Origin of the sequence: Solibacillus ferritrahens (assembly GCF_037027585.1) — a bacterium.
GTDB lineage: Bacteria > Bacillota > Bacilli > Bacillales_A > Planococcaceae > Solibacillus > Solibacillus ferritrahens.
Window position 1 is genome coordinate 114,989 of the sequence record NZ_JAXCLE010000011.1, and the last position, 18,514, is coordinate 133,502.

Genomic DNA, 18,514 nt, shown 5'->3' on the forward strand with positions numbered 1-18,514 from the left:
ATCATCCTTTTAGCATCGGCATGTTAATACCTTTTTGTTTTGCTGTGCTGATTGCAATGTCATATCCTGCATCCGCATGACGTACAACACCCATTCCCGGGTCTGAAATAAGCACGCGGTTAATTTTATCTGCTGCGAGCTGTGTTCCGTCTGCTACCAATACTTGACCTGAATGCTGTGAATAGCCCATACCTACGCCTCCACCATGATGTAAGCTTACCCAGCTTGCGCCACCTGCTGTATTGACTAATGCATTCAGCAATGGCCAGTCGGATACTGCATCCGATCCATCCTTCATACCTTCTGTTTCGCGGTTTGGCGATGCCACAGAGCCTGAATCTAAATGGTCACGGCCAAATACGATTGGTGCTTTTAATTCACCGTTGGCCACCATTTCGTTAACGCGTAGTGCAAAGCGGTGGCGATCTCCATAGCCTAACCAGCAAATTCGTGCCGGCAAGCCCTGCCATTTCACCATTTTTTGCGCCATATTAATCCAGTTTACTAATGCCGCATCTTCTGCGAACATTTCCTTTGCTAATGCATCTGTTTTATAAATATCTTCAGGATCGCCTGACAATGCCGCCCATCGGAACGGTCCTTTTCCTTCACAGAATAACGGACGAATATAGGCTGGTACAAACCCTGGGAAATCAAATGCATTTTCCACACCCATTTCCTTTGCATAGGCACGGATATTATTACCGTAATCAAATGTCTCTGCACCCGCTTGTTGGAATTCAAGCATTGTCCGTACATGTTCTGCCATTGTTTCCTTTGCACGACGCTCATATGTTTTGACATCCGTTTTACGTAATTGCAGCGCTTCAGCTAAAGTCATGCCGTTGGGAACATAGCCATTTACCGGGTCATGAGCAGATGTTTGGTCTGTCACAAAATCCGGAATGATGCCACGGTTTAACAGTTCACGGTTCACGTCCGCACAGTTTCCTACTAAACCGATTGATGCAGGCTCGTTAGCAGCAGTTAATTTGTTCACTAGCTCCATTGCCTCATCCACTGACTCGACAAGGTAATCACAGTAGCCTTCGTTTATTTTGCGTTCGATACGTGCACGATCTACCTCAACAACTAAAATTACCGCACCCGCCATTTTTCCTGCTAGCGGCTGGGCACCACTCATGCCGCCCATACCTCCAGTTAATATCCACTTACCACGAAGGTCGGCTGTTCCAAACTTCTTTTTTCCCGCTTCAACAAAACTTAAGTACGTTCCTTGTAAAATTCCTTGTGCCCCGATATAAATCCAAGATCCTGCTGTCATTTGTCCATACATCATTAAATTGCGTTCTTCCAATTCATAAAAGTGGTCCCAGTTTGCCCATCCAGGAACTAAGTTGGAATTTGCAATCAATACGCGCGGGGCATTTTCATGTGTTTTGAAAACAGCAACCGGTTTTCCTGATTGCACAATCATCGTCTCATCATTTTCTAATTCCTTTAATGTTGCGATTAATTTATCATAGCTTTCCCAATCACGCGCTGCCTTTCCGATACCACCATAAACTACAAGCTCATCTGGATTCTCTGCCACTTCCGGATCCAAATTGTTCATAAGCATGCGCATTGCCGCTTCTTGTGTCCACCCTTTACATGAAAGTTCCGAACCACGTGGTGCGCGAATATTTGTTTTGAATACCATAAAAAATCGCTCCCTTTATTTTTAATATTATTTAGAAGAAGAAAAATGCTATTGGTGTTACTAAAATTAGTGTTAATACAACTCGCTCAAACCAAATAATGATCATTTGGCGAATTGTTAGCGGAATGTCTGTCGATAAAATAACCGGAATTACCGCTGAGAAGAATAAAATAGCCGAAATCGATACAACTGCCACGATAAATTTCGTTATCATTGCAGCTTCTGTAACAATCATTGCCGGTAAAAACATTTCGGCAATCGATAAGGACAATGCTTTAGCCGTCAGCATAGGGTCCGGAATTTGCAGTAAATACGTAAATGGCGCAAAGATGTATGCCAACCAATCAAATAAGGGTGTATAAATCGCCAGTACCATACCTAATAACCCGATTGATAAAATCGACGGTATGACACCCATCGCCATGATAAAGCCATCCTTTAAATGAATATATAAATTTTTCGGTAAGGAAGGATTCTGCTTTGTAGCTTCAACTGCTTCCGCCCATGCCACTTGAAGACGATCCTTCTTTACAATCTTTTCGGGCTGGGGAGTAGAACCTTCATAATACTCATCCTTAATCTTATTTAGTGGATAAATCCGCGCCGTAATCGCTGTTACAACGAATGTCACGACTAATGTCACCCAGAAAAATAAGTTCCAGTATTCCATTAAATCCAATGTTTTTGCCACTATTACCATAAATGTAGCCGATACCGTTGAGAACCCTGTTGCAATGATGGCTGATTCTCTTGCTGTATACTTTCCTTCTTTATATACACGGTTCGTCAATATTAAGCCAACTGAATAGCTACCAACAAACGAAGCTACCGCATCAACCGCTGACCTCCCCGGTGTTTTAAAAACAGGCTTCATGATTGGTTGCATGAACACCCCTATAAATTCAAGCAAACCATAGCAAACGAGTAATGCTAAAAAAATTGATCCTATTGGAATGACCAAACCAACTGGCTTAATAAGTTTCTCTAATAAAAATGGACCGATATCCGGGTTAAATAACCATGCAGGACCAAAACCAAAAATCAGCATGACACCTGCCACTAATCCGCCTAGTTTAAAAACTGATAGCACCATATTCACTTTTGATGTTTTCCACTTTTTCGTAACAAATGGATAAAATGCGCCGAGCACTAAAAGAATCAACACATATCCATTTACCAGTGTAGGAGCATATGCAGTAAGCGCACTAACTACATGGTCGACCAATATCGATGATTTCCCATTCCATTCAAATGACACGAAAAAGCTGAAAATACCGATTAAACTACAAATAATCATTTTAGTAAAAATGCCTAATTCAAACTGATTTGTTTTTGGAATTTCCTGCTCTTGTTGATACTTTGTCATTTCACCACCCCTTTGTTATACAAACTATAAATCTCTTTATATTCTGAATAAATAGAATAAAAAACTACATTATAGTAAAATTTAAATAAAATAAAATTAATCTAATTTAAAAGTAGAATTTATATAAGAAATAGCATTTATATAAGGCAAGGTGATTTGTTCAGTGAAAATTTTAATTGTAGAGCGGGATATGGAAGAAATTAAAGGAATTGAATGGTATTTAAAAAACTACTTTATGAGCGATATTGAAGTAATTCGAATGATGGATAGCAGTAAAATAATTGAGGATTTTCAACGTATTCAGCCAGATGTACTTTTAATGGAAATGGAACTGGCGTCATCTTCTGTCGAACAGTTTTTGCGTAAACAGAAGATTCCCATTATCGGGGTCACAGCAGAGCCTATTTTCCAGCAAGCAATGAAGGCCATTCGCTTAAAGGCTATTGACCTCTTTGTGAAGCCAATTCCATTGGAGCAGCTAAAGTCCACCCTATTGCAAATTCCTTTACCAAAGCAAAAGACCCTTACAAGCAGTGCCTTTCCAATCGAAACATCATTGTATTCGGATTTATATTTAAATAAGCCGGATATTTTCACTTTAAAGGGGCGGGGATTCTTTTTAATTGAATGTGCCGACTACGAAGACAATTTAATGCTATACGAGTGGCTAATTGAATTGCCCATTTTTCAGAATCTCATTGCCCTTCCGCTACAGAAACGGGTTATTTGCATCACTGAAACGGATGATTTTCCCATGCTATTGAAACAACTTAGAATTATGAGCCAGGAATGGGAGAAATTCAGTGGGGATGCGCTGAATATTGCTGTTTATGATGGCAAGGAAACAACCCTTCTGAAGATGTACCGGGCATGTAAAAAAACATTAACCCAGCGTTTTTATAAAGGGTACTCCCATATTTTCAGAAGCTCGCAAACGCTATATGTGAAAAGGCTTGAACCCCTACTGACACCAGAGGAGCAGCATCTGTGGATTACCAGTCTTGAAAATGGAGATTTGAAAGCGATCAAAGCTTTTTTATATAAACTCACACATCCTTCATCCTATTATCACCAGGATGATGTCCGAATTCATTTAACGAGTATTTTAGCGCAAATTCGCCGGTTCATGATGAAGTACCACCTTCAACAGCAGGCAAAATTGGAAGAACAGTATCGTGCGTTGTTCCATTTTATTTTAGAACATCCGATTTTATATGCGATTGTGCAGGAATTTATTTTGTTTACTCAGCTATTAATCGAAGCAAGAAAAAATATGCAACAACAACAGATTGCGGATTATACAGAAATAGCCGTTGAAATGATCGAACGCAACTATAAAAACCCTGAACTCACATTACAAGTCGTTGCAAATGAGTTAAATATAAGTGCCAACTACTTAAGCAATATATTCTCAAAAAAACGAGGTATTCCGTTTCGAAAGTTTATGCAGCAGCACCGAATCCAACAGGCAGAAAAATTATTAATAGAGACTAACGTGGAGATTGGAACAGTTGCAGAAATGGTCGGCTTTACGGACAGTAATTATTTCACAAAAGTATTTCGGGAATATTATCATTTAACGCCCTACCGCTATCGGGTGCAGGTTAGGAAAACGGATGGAAACGTAAATCCATAATACCGAGATGAAGAAAGTGTACGGCGGAATCTATTTCGCTATTTATTACAAATAAAAGGGCTGAGTTAAAAGTCCATTTACCTTTTAACACAGCCTGTTAATAAATTTATTTAGCTTGTTTATCACTTTATACCCGTCAAAACGGAAACAGCAAAGGCACGGCAATCATCATGACAATAAACATAATGACCTGCAAAGGTACACCGATTCGAACAAAATCCATAAATTTATAGCCGCCCGCCGTTAAAACGAGTGAGTTCGTTGGGGAGGCAATTGGTGTAGCAAACGCCATACTTGCAGCCGTTGCCACAGCAATCATGAATGTATACGGATTTGCATCCATGGCAAGTGCTGCTGCAATGGCAATAGGAGAAAACAATACAGCAGTGGCCGTATTGCTGACAAATTGTCCAAAAACAACAGTTAGTAAATAAATACCCATTAGTACACCGTAGGGACCGAAATCACCTAGAACATTAATAATCCCTTCGGCCAATATAGTCATCCCGCCTGTTTTTTCAAGTGCGGTCGCCATTGGCAGCATCGCCGCAACAAGTACGATACTTTCGAAGTTCATCTTACTGTACGCATCATCCATATTGCGTAGACAGCCAGTTATTATCATGAGGACAGCGCCTATTAGTACTGCAATAACGGCATCAAACACTTCAAAAACCATCAATGCAATCATAAGCAACATAATCGCTCCGGCAATAGGTGCTTTACCATTTGCGGCAATCGTTCCTGCCTGCTCACGTGGCTGCCCTACTATAACAACATCATGCGTTTCACGGGATAGGAGCTCAATCTCATCCCATGTCCCCTGCACTAAAATCGCATCCCCGAACCGCAGCTTTTGATCCGCCATATTATTAAGTAAGTAGTCACCCTTCCGATTAATCCCTAAAATATTTAAATTATACTTTTCACGAAAACCGATTTTACTTACTGTTTCCCCAATTAAACGAGATTGCGGCGTCAATAAAACTTCGGCTACTCCTATTTTTTTTGACACGAGATCTTCGGCATTGTCTTCAATAGGCTGAATGGTTAACGCAAAATCATGAGCAAAACGCCCAACATCATCCGATAAACCTTGAACATAAAGCTCATCGCCAGCATGTATGACACTCGTCGGACCAGCTAGCTCTTGATAAGTCATCGGGCGTAAATTAATACCTTCTTGTGCAGCACCGCGCTTAATTTTCATAATGTAAATTTGATAGGTTGCAGGGAGCTTTAAATCGACCAGTTTTTGCTCCAAAATTGTTGACTGTTCACTTACTACAACCCGGAATAACTTGTCATGTAGATCATATTCCTGTGCAATTTTCTGTGGAGATAATTTATACCCTGCACTTGATTGCGAACGGCTTTTTTCATTTGGTAGCAATTTATTGCGGACGAGAACTAAATAAATAATAACGGTAATTGTCGCGATAATGCCAATTGGTGTGATTGTAAAGAAGCCTAGTTTTTCAAATCCATGGTCCACAAGTGTTTGGGAAGCTATTAAATTGGTCGGCGAAGCAATGAGTGTCATTAACCCCGACATACTTGCGATATAGGAAAGCGGCATTAAAAACTTTGATGGACTAACCTTGATGCTAATCGCAATTGAGACAACAATCGGTAGCATGAGCGCCACTGTCCCTGTATTACTCATAAATGCCCCTACAATTGCTACAATGACGAGCAATAATACAAAGAGACGAAGCTCATTATCACCGGACCATTTCAATAGAAGGTTCCCCGCCATTCCTGCAAGACCGGTTCTTAAAATCCCTGCACCTACAACAAATAGTCCTGCAATCATAATTACTACAGAATTTGAAAAACCTGCGAGTGCTTCAGCCGGAGTCAAAATATTTAAAATAACAAATGACAATAACGCCATCATTGCTACTAGATCCGCACGAATTCTATTTGTCGTAAATAAAAGGATTGTAACTGCCAAAATAATAAATGTTAACGTGAGTTGCATAACCTTTTCCTTTCCAATTGTACTATCACCCATTATATAAGAAAAAAACTAACAACCACCCTCAATTTTGTCATTAAAGTGAAATCACGCCAATATTGACGAGAATTATGATGCAATATTTGTAATTTTTTCCTATAAGTACGTTATAATTTAAATATAGATTTATAGTTAGAATTTTCAAATAAAAGTGCCCTGTACCTACTTTAGGGATAATTAATATTTTAATATAAAGATTCCTTAAAAAGAATTATTATAATCTAGTAGAAATTATGATTTACATTTGTTATATTATAAAAGAAGCAGTTTTCAAATTCATTTTAGGGGGAACTACACATGACAAACGAACGTTTAACAACAATTACTGGTGCTCCAGTAGTATCAAACGATGATTCACAAACAGCTGGTCGTCGTGGTCCAATTTTATTACAAGATGTATTTCTAATTGAGAAATTAGCAAACTTTAACCGTGAAGTAATTCCTGAGCGTCGTATGCACGCAAAAGGTTCTGGTGCATTCGGTACATTCACTGTAACTCATGACATCACAAAATATACAAAAGCAAAAATTTTCTCTGAAGTTGGTAAGAAAACAGAAATGTTCGCACGATTCTCAACTGTAGCAGGTGAGCGTGGTGCGGCTGATGCTGAACGTGATATTCGCGGTTTTGCATTAAAATTCTACACTGAAGAAGGTAACTGGGATATGGTTGGTAACAACACACCTGTATTCTTCTTCCGTGATCCTTTACACTTCCCAGACTTAAACCACGTTGTTAAGCGTGATCCAAAAACAAACATGCACAACGGTAACTCAAACTGGGATTTCTGGACTTCATTACCAGAAGCATTACACCAAGTAACAATCGTAATGTCTGACCGTGGTATTCCAAACGGTTACCGCAAAATGCACGGATTCGGTTCTCATACTTACTCAATGATTAACGAAGGTGGCGAACGCGTATACGTGAAATTCCACTTCCGTTCTCAACAAGGTATCGAAAACTTAACAGGTGCAGAAGCTGCTGAAATTATCGGTAAAGACCGCGAATCTTCACAGCGTGACCTATTCGAGTCAATCGAAAAAGGCGATTTCCCGAAATGGAAAATGTACATCCAAGTGATGACAGAAGAGCAAGCACGCAATTCTAAGGACAACCCATTCGACTTAACAAAAGTTTGGTACAAATCTGAGTACCCACTAATAGAAGTTGGGGAATTCGAATTAAACCGTAACCCGGAAAACTACTTTGCTGATGTTGAGCAGGCTGCATTCGCTCCATCAAACGTAGTACCTGGTATTTCATTCTCACCAGACCGCATGTTACAAGCTCGTTTATTCGCATACCAAGATGCAACTCGTTACCGTTTAGGCGTTAACCACCACCAAATTCCAGTAAACACACCAAAATGCCCATTCATGGTTTACCACCGCGATGGCGTAGGTCGTGCTGATGGAAACCGTGGTGCAGCTATTACTTACTATCCAAATAGCTACGGTGCATTACAAGGTCAATCACAATACAAAGATCCTGCATTAGCTCTTGATGGTCCAGCTGATATCTACGACTTCCGTGAAGATGACAACAACTACTTCGAGCAACCAGGTAAGTTATTCCGTCTTCAAACGCCGGAACAACAACAACGTCTATTCGAAACAACTGCTGCTGAAATGAACGGTGTTGAAGAATTCATCAAACGCCGCCACATTTTACACTGCTACTTAGCTGATCCAGCTTATGGTGAAGGTGTAGCGAAGGCAATGGGTCTTTCATTAGATGGTATGGACCTGTCAAATCCATACGTTATGCATTCGCATAGTTAATTATGAATTTAGCTTCTTGCTCAGAGTCCTAAATTCAAAAGCTTTTCATTGATTTAGTTTTACTAGATTACGAAAGCGTTATTGATATCCAAACTATAATCGCTTACGGCCGCAAGTATCTTATTCAGATACTTGCGGTTTTTTTGAGCTGCTTTTAGTTATTAGAAGATTTTTTGATTTTTTAGAAGCTTTGAGGGTGATTTTAGCACTTTCGACGGGGATATTAGCACCTTAAACATTCATTTTAGAAGACTTGAATGATATATTAGAAAGTCACAATTTTATTAGCACTTCTTTCATTTTATTAGAACATTCAGGTCACATTTTAGAACATCCATCCCCCACACAACCCATAAAAAAAACCATGAAAAGAAATCTCTCTTCATGGACAATTTTATACAAATAAAATAGTTGATATATAAATAACAATGGTTACCGTTAAACAGCTAATAATGGTTGAAAATAAGACTGTCTGCGCAGCTGTTGCCGACTCAATATCATATTCAAGCGCTAAGCTGGAACTGTTCCGGGATGTCGGAAACGCACTGGCGATAAAGAGCGACTGTGCAACAACACCGTCTAAGCCTAATGCGAAAATAATGAGTAATGCTACGGCTGGGCCGATGACTAACCTTGTGAAGCAGCTGACAAAAATTGTTTTATTGAACATTGTACGCATTTCAATCGTTGAAAGCTGTGCTCCTAACGTAATAAGGGCCACTGCTACAAAGCCATCTGCAATATGTTCGAGCGGTATGCTGAACGTCTCTGGGATGGGTACACTAAAATAATTCAATGCAGCACCTAGTATAAGTGCGTGCACTATGGGCATTTTCAAAAAGTCCCGTACAATTGCCAATCCTGACTTTGTAGAAGAAATTAGATTATACAGTCCGTAAGTATACGTCGTCATATTTTGAAAAATTACGAGAATGACTTGTATCGCTACTCCGATTGGCTGTGTCGCAAAAATCATCTGAGCGACTGGAATTCCGTAGTTACCTGAGTTAATAAGAACCACACTATTTTTGAAAACAGCAGACTCTTTTTTATCGAGCTTTAATAGCCTTGCCAGTAGCTGACTAAGCAGCATTTGAGAGCCAATAAATAAAATAATGAAAATCGTAATTTGCCCGAGAACACTCATTTCAATAGAAGTTTCATATATATTGATAAAAACGGCCGCGGGCATGAAGCAGTATGTAATAAGGTGTGATAATGCTTTTAAATTAAATTGAAACTTGCGCTGTAATATAGCGCCGATGATAAGCAATACTAAAATAGGTGCGACAATCTTGAAAAAAATCATCGATAAATAGACCATGAGAGCACTCCTTCTGTGTCTAGTTACTTTAGTATTTTATTATAGCTCATTTTTATGAGGATAGGTTAAAGGGCTATTAAAATCCAATTAAAAACGTCCCTAATTTAAATTAGAGACGTTTCCTTTTTATAAGTAATCAATTGCGCTTAATGCTTTATAAAATAGCTCAGCAAATTCACCACGTGATAGTGTTTGTGTTGGATTGAATGCACCCGTTCCATCCACTACACCGAATTGCTCTAAAATAGAGATGCTTTGACGTGCTTCAAATGATAGGTTTGCTATATCACGATAATTTGATGTTAAATCATTATACCCCTTTGATAAATCTTGATTTAAATAGCGGTATATGTTTGCAATAATAATGGCAGCTTCCTGCTTTGTAATAGGGGCAGTTGGGTTAAAGCGTGAAGATGTAGCTCCACTCATAATTCCCGCCTCTAATAATCCTTGTGCGAGCTGTGATTGCTTTGTATTTTCTAAGTCTAGATATTCTGATTTTGAGTTGCCTGATAAATCAAGTGCCGAAGCAATCATTGTCATAGCATCCAGCTTGTTTACTTGTTTATAGCTTTCAACAAGACGGTTTGTCGTATTGAATGTAATACCGCGCTTGGCCAATTCACGAATTGCATTACCTTGTGCGGTGTTTTGAATATCTGTATATCGAATATCGCTTGTAGTCGACTTAAAAGTACCACCCGATGTTGTACGAATGATGAAATTCGAACCATCTACTTTAAATGAGGCAGGAGACGTACCAGTTGCTGTAACACGTTCAATTATTTGAGAAGCGTTCGCCTTTAATGTGCTTATCGGAACACGAATTTCCACATAGCTTGAGAAGGTTTTTGCATGATTACCTTCTGTAAATTGAATGTTTAACTGATTATTAGTAATATTTAAAGCTACTCCTATTGCAGCAGTAGATGCTTGAATTTCTGATGTCGGAATAATAATTTCAACATCGCCAGCTTTTAGGCGCATATTACGATCGGCTATATTTTTCACTTGTGTTGACGTAATTTGCGTTGTATAGCGACCATTTTGATACGTCATTGTTTCATATTGTGTCCAATTCGCTGTTTTAGGAACTTTTGTTGCCATGGAACTTGGTGTTCGGATAGAATCATCTGGAATGTAGAGTGGGTCATATGTTGGTTTTTCGACCACAATCGCACCTGGTTTTACTGCATGGACATAATCTGGATAATATGTGTATACAAGTTCAAGATATTGTGGGTCATTCCACATAGTTTCAAGACGTACAAGCTTTTCTAAAGTTGTGACATGTCTTTTCGCTTCGGCTGCTAAATTATTATATAGCGAACGCGCTCTTGCAATTTCCTGCGTTGTTGAATTGCGGGTAATCGTATCCATATATAAATCGAATGCATTTGCATCAAGCTTAGCCTGCTTCACAACTGTATTTTGATAAATTACATGGTTTTCAGCATCAATTAATAGATACAAGTTTGTGACAAGTGATTTTGCAAGATCGCTTAGCGCATTGTACGCCATACGAATACTTTTGATTTGTGCTTCTGTATATTTTGTTTTGTCGATACGGTTGATACGATCCATTACTGTTTTTGCTTCTTTTTCGGCTTGTTCTGTTTGGGTTGCTAATAAAGACTCGAAATACACTAAATTTTGTAAAACTCGTTCATTTATTAACTTTTTACCCTCTTCAGTTAATGCTTCATAAGTAGCCCGAGCAGCTTTAATCTCTGCAGATGTTGATTCATTATTTAGGACTTGAATCATTTCGATTACTCTTTCAGATGCTGCTTTGTTTGTAAGTTCTACTTCTAACTCCTCTAAAGCGAATAAAAGGATATCAAGTTTACCGTAATTGTTAATTTTTTCTTGTTGGTCCTGTGAAAGACTATTATAAGCTTCCCGAACCTTTTCAATGTCCTCTTTAGTGGATTGGTTATTTAATGCTTCAATTGCTTTATTCACATCATCAATAGCTTTTTGGAAGACTGCTTCGTCATTTGATACCTTTTCCCATAAAGCAATTAAGTCCTCTTTGTTATTTACAAGATTCTTAGCCTCTGCCGTTAGGGCTTGATACTCCTGATAAACAGATTGCACCTCCATATAGGAAGACTGTTCAGTTAATTCCTTAATTTTATTGATAACTGTCTGAGCATCTTTAGCATACCCATCTTCCATTATCCGCGCTTCTTGTTCAACTAAATTTTTTAGTTCTTCGGTAAAGAACATCTCAAATCTGTTATCTGTAGCTAGTAAATCCGTATATCGCTGTCTTATTTCTTGAATAACCACTGCCATAGATCCGTTATGAAGTGCTGCCATATCTTTTAATAGTGGCTGACCAAGCGTAGTAGCTAAGTCTTTTAATTTACGGTATTCAAGTAATTTCTCTCTAACCTCTGCTGATAATAAAGCAAGTACTTGTTCAACTGTAATATTTAATTTTGTAGCCACTACACTAACTGAATCTGCGGAAGTTATTTGACTAACCAAACTGTCTAATGAACCCATATTGGCAAAATCAAGATTTGTTATGGACGTTATTAATGCATTTAATGCTGTGTCTTCAGAAAGCCCGTTTAAACGGTTTATAAGCGTTGTAAATTTATTAGTATTTTCTACTGAAATAGCGGCTTTTTGGGATTGCTTCATTTCATCATAGACTTTTTTTGCTTCTCGTACTTTTTCAACCAATTCTTCAGTTACCTGCTCGGAAGTCGTAAGATCATCCATTAATAGATTAAAGCGCTCGATTTGATTATTCATAGATTGCATTAAAGCTAGCTTATCTCTAACTATATTTCCGTCTGTGCTGCTCATGAGGTGTTTTTGACTGATTAAAAGATCATCGTACTGGATTTGGATATCCTTCATACTTGTTAGAAAGTCTGTGGCACTTTCATCTATTATTTTTACTGCATGAATGAAATCCTGGGCCTCTCCACGAAGTTCCTCTGTACGTTGGCGGTACGCCTCAATATCTCCTAACCCTTGAATACCAAAACGAATTGATGGTAAGTAGCCATCATATTTCTTTAAAAAATCTTCAACAAATACAATAAATTCTGGAATTTCCTCAAATGGATCACCGTTTTTCACGCCTTCTACTTTCGTATCTAAATCCTTTTTCAGTTTACGAGCTGCCTCTACTTTTTTTACTGCCTCTTGAAGTATAGGGTAATTATAAACAGCGCTTTTATTATTAAGAGTGTTATAACCACTTAAGGCATCATCTACTTTTTTTACATACTCTGCACTCATCTCATCTAAATCATTAATAAGATCAATAATTACAGAGCTATTTACATCTCCTAGCGAAAATGATTTCTCAATTTTTTGCAGTTCAAAATAATTGGTCACTAGTAATTGCTGTTGTTCAGTTAAATCCATATAAAGTTGGCGTGTAGCCATGACAGCAGTTTTAAACGAAGGTGTTGTTGTTTGATTTGCTGTTTCTACCAATTTTTGAATTTCAATAATAACTTTATTTGCTTTCTCTTCGTTTAAATCACTCATACGTGCCAATGGTAAGAAGCCAGGAGTGCCCTCTACTGGGGTATAAGTTAAAATATTTGTTCCTAACTTAATCGACTGCAACTGCTCCTTCAACACTAATTCAAGTTTTTTAGATGAACCAAGATCATAACGGTATAAATACTTTCCTTGACTATCATTTATAAAATAAAGGTATTTTCCTACAGGTTCAATATTTGCAGAATCACCAGAAGTTTGCTCGTAATATACAATGCGACCTGTCCCCGTTGTAGCATCTATACGATCAATAGCTAATGGTGTTGCTGTAAGTGAAGCTAAATCTAATTGATAAATTTCACCAGATGAATGCGCATTAGGATAATAAATATGTGTGCTTGATTGTGCTTGGTTATCAATTGTTTTGAAGTGATTGTATGTAGTAGACGTAATTGTTAACCCTTCTGCTCCATTTGCAATACGACGCTCATTTGGTGTGTTTGTTAAAAAATAGCGATATTGAATAAGCTTGTCACTTTTTATTGCTGTATCATTACTGCCTGCATCTAGGTGATACAATTGTGTACCGATTTTCACCACATTCCATGAGCGGTATTCACCATTCACAATTCCATATACATACTTAACATCAATGGAAGGTACCTGCTTTAATAACGTGTACATCCACAAAGCATATGCATGGGAAGATAAACCGCTTGTCGGAATTAAATGATGATTTCCCTCTACATAATTTGTATTATGAACTACGTAATCATGAATAATTTTAATTTTAGCAACGTCATTTGGTGCTGCCTCTACCTTCGTTTTAATATCATCATATTTAGCTTTTGCAGCATTCAGATTCTTTGGTTGATTATTTGTAATAGTATCGTAATAGTTTAAAGAGAACTCTAATTTTACAGAAGTTGCATCATCTGCTTTCGTTTCGGTCGCTTTCATTCGCATATTATTAAAGAGGCCATATATTTCTGTTACATCAAATGTTGCTGTGTCATTGGATGTTGTAGTCACAGTTTTTTGGGTATTTAAACTGTTCGTCAACTCCGCCATTACCTGCTCTATTAATATTTCATATGATGCAATTTTTGGACCTGTATACATTACTGTAAAACCTTTATTAAATTTAGACATTTCAATAAGAATTTGATTTTTTAAATCTTCTTCATCATTGATTAAGAATAATTTGGTACTTGACTGAGTTAAAATAGTTGAGCTACCAGTAAAAATATTTTGTATGTCGAACGTTTGTGTAATTGTTACTTCTTCAGCTTGCACTTCCCCTGCCACAACAACACTCGCAGGAATGGCAACTAACGCTGCTAGTATTTTTTTTGATTTCATATATGACACTTCTCCTTCTCGCCTCTATTTATGTATAAAAATCTATTACTTTTTATATCGGTTCATATACCATATTTTAGAACAAAAATAGGTAACATATCATAAAATATAGGATATTTACTATTGTGTAGCTAGATTCCATAAATAGTCATGCCATACCCTTTTCATAATTTATCAATTTGCACGAACTGGAGAGACATGCTACAGTCAAATTAATCCAATTATAAAAGGGGGTTCCTTTCATGAAGCTTTTCTTAAAGGCTTTCATATTGATAGCTGGGATTTTTATTTGCTTTGCATTCCCATCCGAAATGGAGGCAAAGCAAGTTTTTAAAGATGTCCCGACTAACCATTATGCGTACGATGCAATTAAATGGGCGTATGACTTTAATATAGTAAACGGCTATGCAAACGGTACCTTCCGTCCAAATCAACCTGTAACTGAGCAGCAGTTTGCAAGTATTTTAGTCGGTTATTTTGATTTAGAGCCCGTGACAGAAGCGCTTGAAAAGTTTACGCCTAACGAAATTCCGTCTGATGGTAATTACAATACACTTGCTGCCTATGGGGTGCCGCTAAATGGCTACTTCCAAAATACTATTCGAGGTTCTGCAGTAAAGCGTGGAACTGTTGCACAAGCGATTGCTTATGTAGCAGATGGACAGACGACATTAAATAAGTCCATCCAGTTTCTGCTCGACCATGATATTTCGAATGGGCAAAACCCAAAGTATGAACAAATCAACGTGCAACGCTTTTTCGGGGCTTCGAATAATTTAACGCGTGCCCAGCTCGTTTCCCTATTCTACAAAATGCAAAGTAAAAACTTTTTCTATAGGTCACAAATAGCAGAAGGAAGCTATGCTGATATAGGGGTCCATCCCCTCTATAAAAGGGCAAATGAAGCAAGGAACATGCTCGACCGTTCGTTACAAAGTGGACGAAACTGGGCTCCTGCAGCAAATAAACCGAAGAAAACGTGGGATGGAGAATATACGTACTTTTATACGTATGGAAAAGGGGATTTAGATTCTCGGGGCCGTGTACTTACAATATTAAAGAGCACGAAGGAAAACTTTAATGTTACTTACTATACGTTTGATGGCTGGTCTTCTGGTACGATTGAAGGAACAGCAACCCTAATATCTGATACGAAAGCAAGAATGTCCAAAACAGCTGAGGGAGAACGATGCGTCATTGAATTTGAACGTGGATTAAATGACACAATCAAAACAACTGAGTTTTATTGTGAGGCAGGTCGTGAACGGGGTACGGATTATAACGGCAATCTTACATTGGAAAAATAAATTGGGAGCTGCCTGAAATTACATTCCGGCGCTCCCATTTATCATTAGCTTTCCTTTAATTGAAAGATCCATTGACCATCTTGCCAATGGCGTTCAACTATTCCACGCTCCTGTGCCAGTAGTGTTAAGCCTATTATTTCTGAGATTATAAAAATAAAGTGCTTTGCAAATCGAGGACCGTAAATTGCTTCACCAATAGCCCGCGCCGAATGATGACCCTCTCTAATTTTCTTTACGAGCTTTTGTAGTTTATATTCCATCTTACTTAAACTTTTTTCAATGACTTCATCTAAATTTTGAAAAACAGCTTCATGACCTGCAAAAACATATTGAATAGAAAAGGACTTTACTTTTTTAATTGATTCAATATATTGCATTAGAGGCTTTATTACTTCCCCTGCTTCATCATGATCGATTAACGCATTTGTCATCCCAGAAGCCAATAAAAAATCACCCGCAAATAGCCAACCGTTTTCTTTATCCCAAAACCCAATTGAATCCGGTGAGTGCCCAGGAACAGCTATTATTTGCAGCCCTCCAATTTGCTGGCCCTCTTCTAGCCGTTTTATAGTTGGTAGCAATATTACTTTTTCCTTATTATGAAGGGTGTTTTCCATTTTAGCCAACCGCTCAATTGCATACTCCATAACCCCATATTGATTATATAATTCTTGGTAAAAAGTAAGCTTCTTTTGTAAATAGTCCCCTTCACATTTTAAACGGGTAATGGCAATTTGACTTGCATATACAGGAATCGAGTAATCCTTTGCAAGCTTATTAACTAGTCCAGTATGGTCTTCATGAAAGTGAGTAAGTATAATGCGGTTAATTTTTTTAATTTCAATACTATAGTCACTTAATTTCCGGTAAAAAAACTGTTCAAATTCTTCCCCTTTTATGCCTGCATCTATGAGTGTATACTCGTTTCCATTCTGGTATATATAACAATTAATGCTACCCATATTACTATAATTCACTGGAAAAATAATGGGATAAACTGTTTTTCCTTCTGTTCCTATAATTTCATCCATATATATCTTCTCCCTACCTAAATGTTCTTTCATCAATTTGTGGGTGACTTCTGTTTCTGGAATTTCGGTTGAATATGTAAAAGTTAAAATAGCGGAAAGTTTCCAGTTATATTTAGAGTGGTCCTAATTTGAGATAAAATAAAGGGAATTTTTCCAGCTATTGATTAAAAATTAGTCTATTTTTGGTTTTTTAGTGAGATAGACAGAATTTCTCCGTCTATTTTTATAATGAATTAAATTTCTAGTATATTCCAATATTTATTATAAATCCATTCTATAATACAAACTCATTTCTACAATACTAGAAAACATATAATTTTCTAAATGCAAAAAACACATTGCAAAATTGCAATGTGTTTTTCTCATGTGCATATATGACCCGTACGGGATTCGAACCCGTGTTACCGCCGTGAAAGGGCGGTGTCTTAACCACTTGACCAACGGGCCTATGGCTCCGAAGGCAGGACTCGAACCTGCGACCTGCCGGTTAACAGCCGGATGCTCTACCAACTGAGCTACTTCGGAATAATACTATGGTGGGCCTAAATGGACTCGAACCATCGACCTCACGCTTATCAGGCGTGCGCTCTAACCAGCTGAGCTATAGGCCCATAGTATGGTGGGTTTGGACGGAATCGAACCGCCGACACTTAGAGCTTCAATCTAATGCTCTACCAACTGAGCTACAAACCCAAAAAAAAATGGCGGTCCCGACCGGGATCGAACCGGCGATCTCCTGCGTGACAGGCAGGCATGTTAACCGCTACACCACGGGACCAACATCATTAAGAATAAAATATTAAAATGGAGGAGGTAGAGGGATTCGAACCCCCGCGCGGTGTTACCCGCCTGTCGGTTTTCAAGACCGATCCCTTCAGCCAGACTTGGGTATACCTCCAAAGGGAAATTATTAAAAATAAATGGTGGAGCCTAGCGGGATCGAACCGCTGACCTCCTGCGTGCAAGGCAGGCGCTCTCCCAGCTGAGCTAAGGCCCCATAAGAAATGGTCGGAATGACAGGATTCGAACCTACGACCCCTTGGTCCCAAACCAAGTGCTCTACCAAGCTGAGCTACATTCCGAATATGTCATTAAAAATATATATGGCGCGCCCGGCAGGAGTCGAACCCACAACCTTCTGATCCGTAGTCAGACGCTCTATCCAATTGAGCTACGGGCGCGCATTATTTACTGTATTTAAAAATAGAGATGGTGCCGAGGGCCGGAATCGAACCGGCACGGTGATCACTCACCGCAGGATTTTAAGTCCTGTGCGTCTGCCAGTTCCGCCACCCCGGCATTTTGGAGCGGAAGACGAGGTTCGAACTCGCGACCCCCACCTTGGCAAGGTGGTGTTCTACCACTGAACTACTTCCGCAAAATGCATAAGATATTTTTATTCTGACAGTATATGTAATTTATTTAAAAACTGGTGAGCCATGAAGGACTCGAACCTTCGACCCTCTGATTAAAAGTCAGATGCTCTACCAACTGAGCTAATGGCTCTCTAAATGGTGCCGGCGAAAGGAGTCGAACCCTCGACCTA

9 protein-coding genes and 12 tRNA genes are annotated in these 18,514 nt (G+C 38.5%); 3 read left to right on the plus strand and 18 right to left on the minus strand.

Annotation, left to right across the window (positions count from 1 at the left end; genetic code table 11):
• Nucleotide 1: 1 nt before the first annotated feature.
• Nucleotides 2-1,663 (minus strand): urocanate hydratase, encoded by a 1,662-nt coding sequence (gene hutU / locus SNE38_RS12330; protein WP_336046584.1) that lies wholly within the window; start codon nucleotides 1,661-1,663, stop codon nucleotides 2-4.
• 31 nt (nucleotides 1,664-1,694) lie between these two features.
• Nucleotides 1,695-3,029, minus strand: coding sequence for a YjiH family protein (locus SNE38_RS12335; RefSeq protein WP_336046585.1), 1,335 nt, complete (start codon nucleotides 3,027-3,029; stop codon nucleotides 1,695-1,697).
• Nucleotides 3,030-3,192: 163 nt separating this feature from the next.
• Between SNE38_RS12335 and SNE38_RS12340 the strand changes: the two genes are divergently transcribed.
• Nucleotides 3,193-4,665: a helix-turn-helix domain-containing protein gene (locus SNE38_RS12340; RefSeq protein WP_191705077.1), complete on the plus strand. Its 1,473-nt coding sequence runs from the start codon at nucleotides 3,193-3,195 to the stop codon at nucleotides 4,663-4,665.
• 136 nt (nucleotides 4,666-4,801) lie between these two features.
• Here SNE38_RS12340 and SNE38_RS12345 read toward each other — a convergent pair whose 3' ends face one another.
• Entirely contained in the window at nucleotides 4,802-6,649 is a 1,848-nt protein-coding gene (locus SNE38_RS12345; RefSeq protein WP_336046595.1) for an SLC13 family permease, read from the minus strand.
• 333 nt (nucleotides 6,650-6,982) lie between these two features.
• On the opposite strand from SNE38_RS12345, the gene SNE38_RS12350 reads away from it, so the two are divergent.
• A complete protein-coding gene (locus SNE38_RS12350; protein WP_191705079.1) occupies nucleotides 6,983-8,470 on the plus strand; it encodes a catalase in 1,488 nt (495 codons plus the stop codon).
• A 394-nt stretch (nucleotides 8,471-8,864) separates the two neighbouring features.
• Here SNE38_RS12350 and SNE38_RS12355 read toward each other — a convergent pair whose 3' ends face one another.
• Nucleotides 8,865-9,794: an AEC family transporter gene (locus SNE38_RS12355; protein ID WP_191705080.1), complete on the minus strand. Its 930-nt coding sequence runs from the start codon at nucleotides 9,792-9,794 to the stop codon at nucleotides 8,865-8,867.
• A 126-nt stretch (nucleotides 9,795-9,920) separates the two neighbouring features.
• Nucleotides 9,921-14,630, minus strand: a complete 4,710-nt coding sequence (locus SNE38_RS12360) for an S-layer homology domain-containing protein (protein WP_336046586.1) — start codon at nucleotides 14,628-14,630, stop codon at nucleotides 9,921-9,923.
• Between the two features lie 242 nt (nucleotides 14,631-14,872).
• Here SNE38_RS12360 and SNE38_RS12365 point away from each other — a divergent pair, with 242 nt between their 5' ends.
• The gene (locus SNE38_RS12365) at nucleotides 14,873-15,937 is read left to right on the plus strand and encodes an S-layer homology domain-containing protein (protein WP_336046588.1); all 1,065 of its coding nucleotides are present in this window, start codon (nucleotides 14,873-14,875) and stop codon (nucleotides 15,935-15,937) included.
• A 44-nt stretch (nucleotides 15,938-15,981) separates the two neighbouring features.
• On the opposite strand, the gene SNE38_RS12370 is transcribed toward SNE38_RS12365, so the two are convergent.
• The 13 genes from SNE38_RS12370 to SNE38_RS12430 form a co-directional block, all read right to left on the minus strand.
• A complete protein-coding gene (locus SNE38_RS12370) occupies nucleotides 15,982-16,968 on the minus strand; it encodes an MBL fold metallo-hydrolase (protein ID WP_336046589.1) in 987 nt (328 codons plus the stop codon).
• 375 nt (nucleotides 16,969-17,343) lie between these two features.
• Nucleotides 17,344-17,415: transfer RNA gene (locus SNE38_RS12375), tRNA-Glu, on the minus strand.
• A gap of 2 nt (nucleotides 17,416-17,417) precedes the next feature.
• Nucleotides 17,418-17,493 (minus strand) — tRNA-Asn (locus SNE38_RS12380).
• A gap of 9 nt (nucleotides 17,494-17,502) precedes the next feature.
• Nucleotides 17,503-17,579 (minus strand) — tRNA-Ile (locus SNE38_RS12385).
• Between the two features lie 6 nt (nucleotides 17,580-17,585).
• Nucleotides 17,586-17,661, minus strand: a tRNA-Phe gene (locus SNE38_RS12390).
• 9 nt (nucleotides 17,662-17,670) lie between these two features.
• Nucleotides 17,671-17,746, minus strand: a tRNA-Asp gene (locus SNE38_RS12395).
• Nucleotides 17,747-17,773: 27 nt separating this feature from the next.
• Nucleotides 17,774-17,866 (minus strand) — tRNA-Ser (locus tag SNE38_RS12400).
• 23 nt (nucleotides 17,867-17,889) lie between these two features.
• A tRNA-Ala gene (locus SNE38_RS12405) sits at nucleotides 17,890-17,965 on the minus strand.
• Nucleotides 17,966-17,973: 8 nt separating this feature from the next.
• A tRNA-Pro gene (locus SNE38_RS12410) sits at nucleotides 17,974-18,050 on the minus strand.
• 22 nt (nucleotides 18,051-18,072) lie between these two features.
• A tRNA-Arg gene (locus SNE38_RS12415) sits at nucleotides 18,073-18,149 on the minus strand.
• 29 nt (nucleotides 18,150-18,178) lie between these two features.
• A tRNA-Leu gene (locus SNE38_RS12420) sits at nucleotides 18,179-18,267 on the minus strand.
• 4 nt (nucleotides 18,268-18,271) lie between these two features.
• Nucleotides 18,272-18,346: transfer RNA gene (locus SNE38_RS12425), tRNA-Gly, on the minus strand.
• 52 nt (nucleotides 18,347-18,398) lie between these two features.
• A tRNA-Lys gene (locus SNE38_RS12430) sits at nucleotides 18,399-18,474 on the minus strand.
• Nucleotides 18,475-18,514 lie beyond the last annotated feature (40 nt).

Bases quoted from the DNA above. Each gene is read 5' to 3' on its own strand.
- hutU (WP_336046584.1), bottom strand. From the start codon at position 1,663: ATGGTATTCAAAACAAATATTCGCGCACCACGTGGTTCGGAACTTTCA.
- SNE38_RS12335 (WP_336046585.1), bottom strand. From the start codon at position 3,029: ATGACAAAGTATCAACAAGAGCAGGAAATTCCAAAAACAAATCAGTTT.
- SNE38_RS12345 (WP_336046595.1), bottom strand. From the start codon at position 6,649: ATGCAACTCACGTTAACATTTATTATTTTGGCAGTTACAATCCTTTTA.
- SNE38_RS12350 (WP_191705079.1), top strand. From the start codon at position 6,983: ATGACAAACGAACGTTTAACAACAATTACTGGTGCTCCAGTAGTATCA.
- SNE38_RS12355 (WP_191705080.1), bottom strand. From the start codon at position 9,794: ATGGTCTATTTATCGATGATTTTTTTCAAGATTGTCGCACCTATTTTA.
- SNE38_RS12360 (WP_336046586.1), bottom strand. From the start codon at position 14,630: ATGAAATCAAAAAAAATACTAGCAGCGTTAGTTGCCATTCCTGCGAGT.
- SNE38_RS12365 (WP_336046588.1), top strand. From the start codon at position 14,873: ATGAAGCTTTTCTTAAAGGCTTTCATATTGATAGCTGGGATTTTTATT.
- SNE38_RS12370 (WP_336046589.1), bottom strand. From the start codon at position 16,968: ATGGATGAAATTATAGGAACAGAAGGAAAAACAGTTTATCCCATTATT.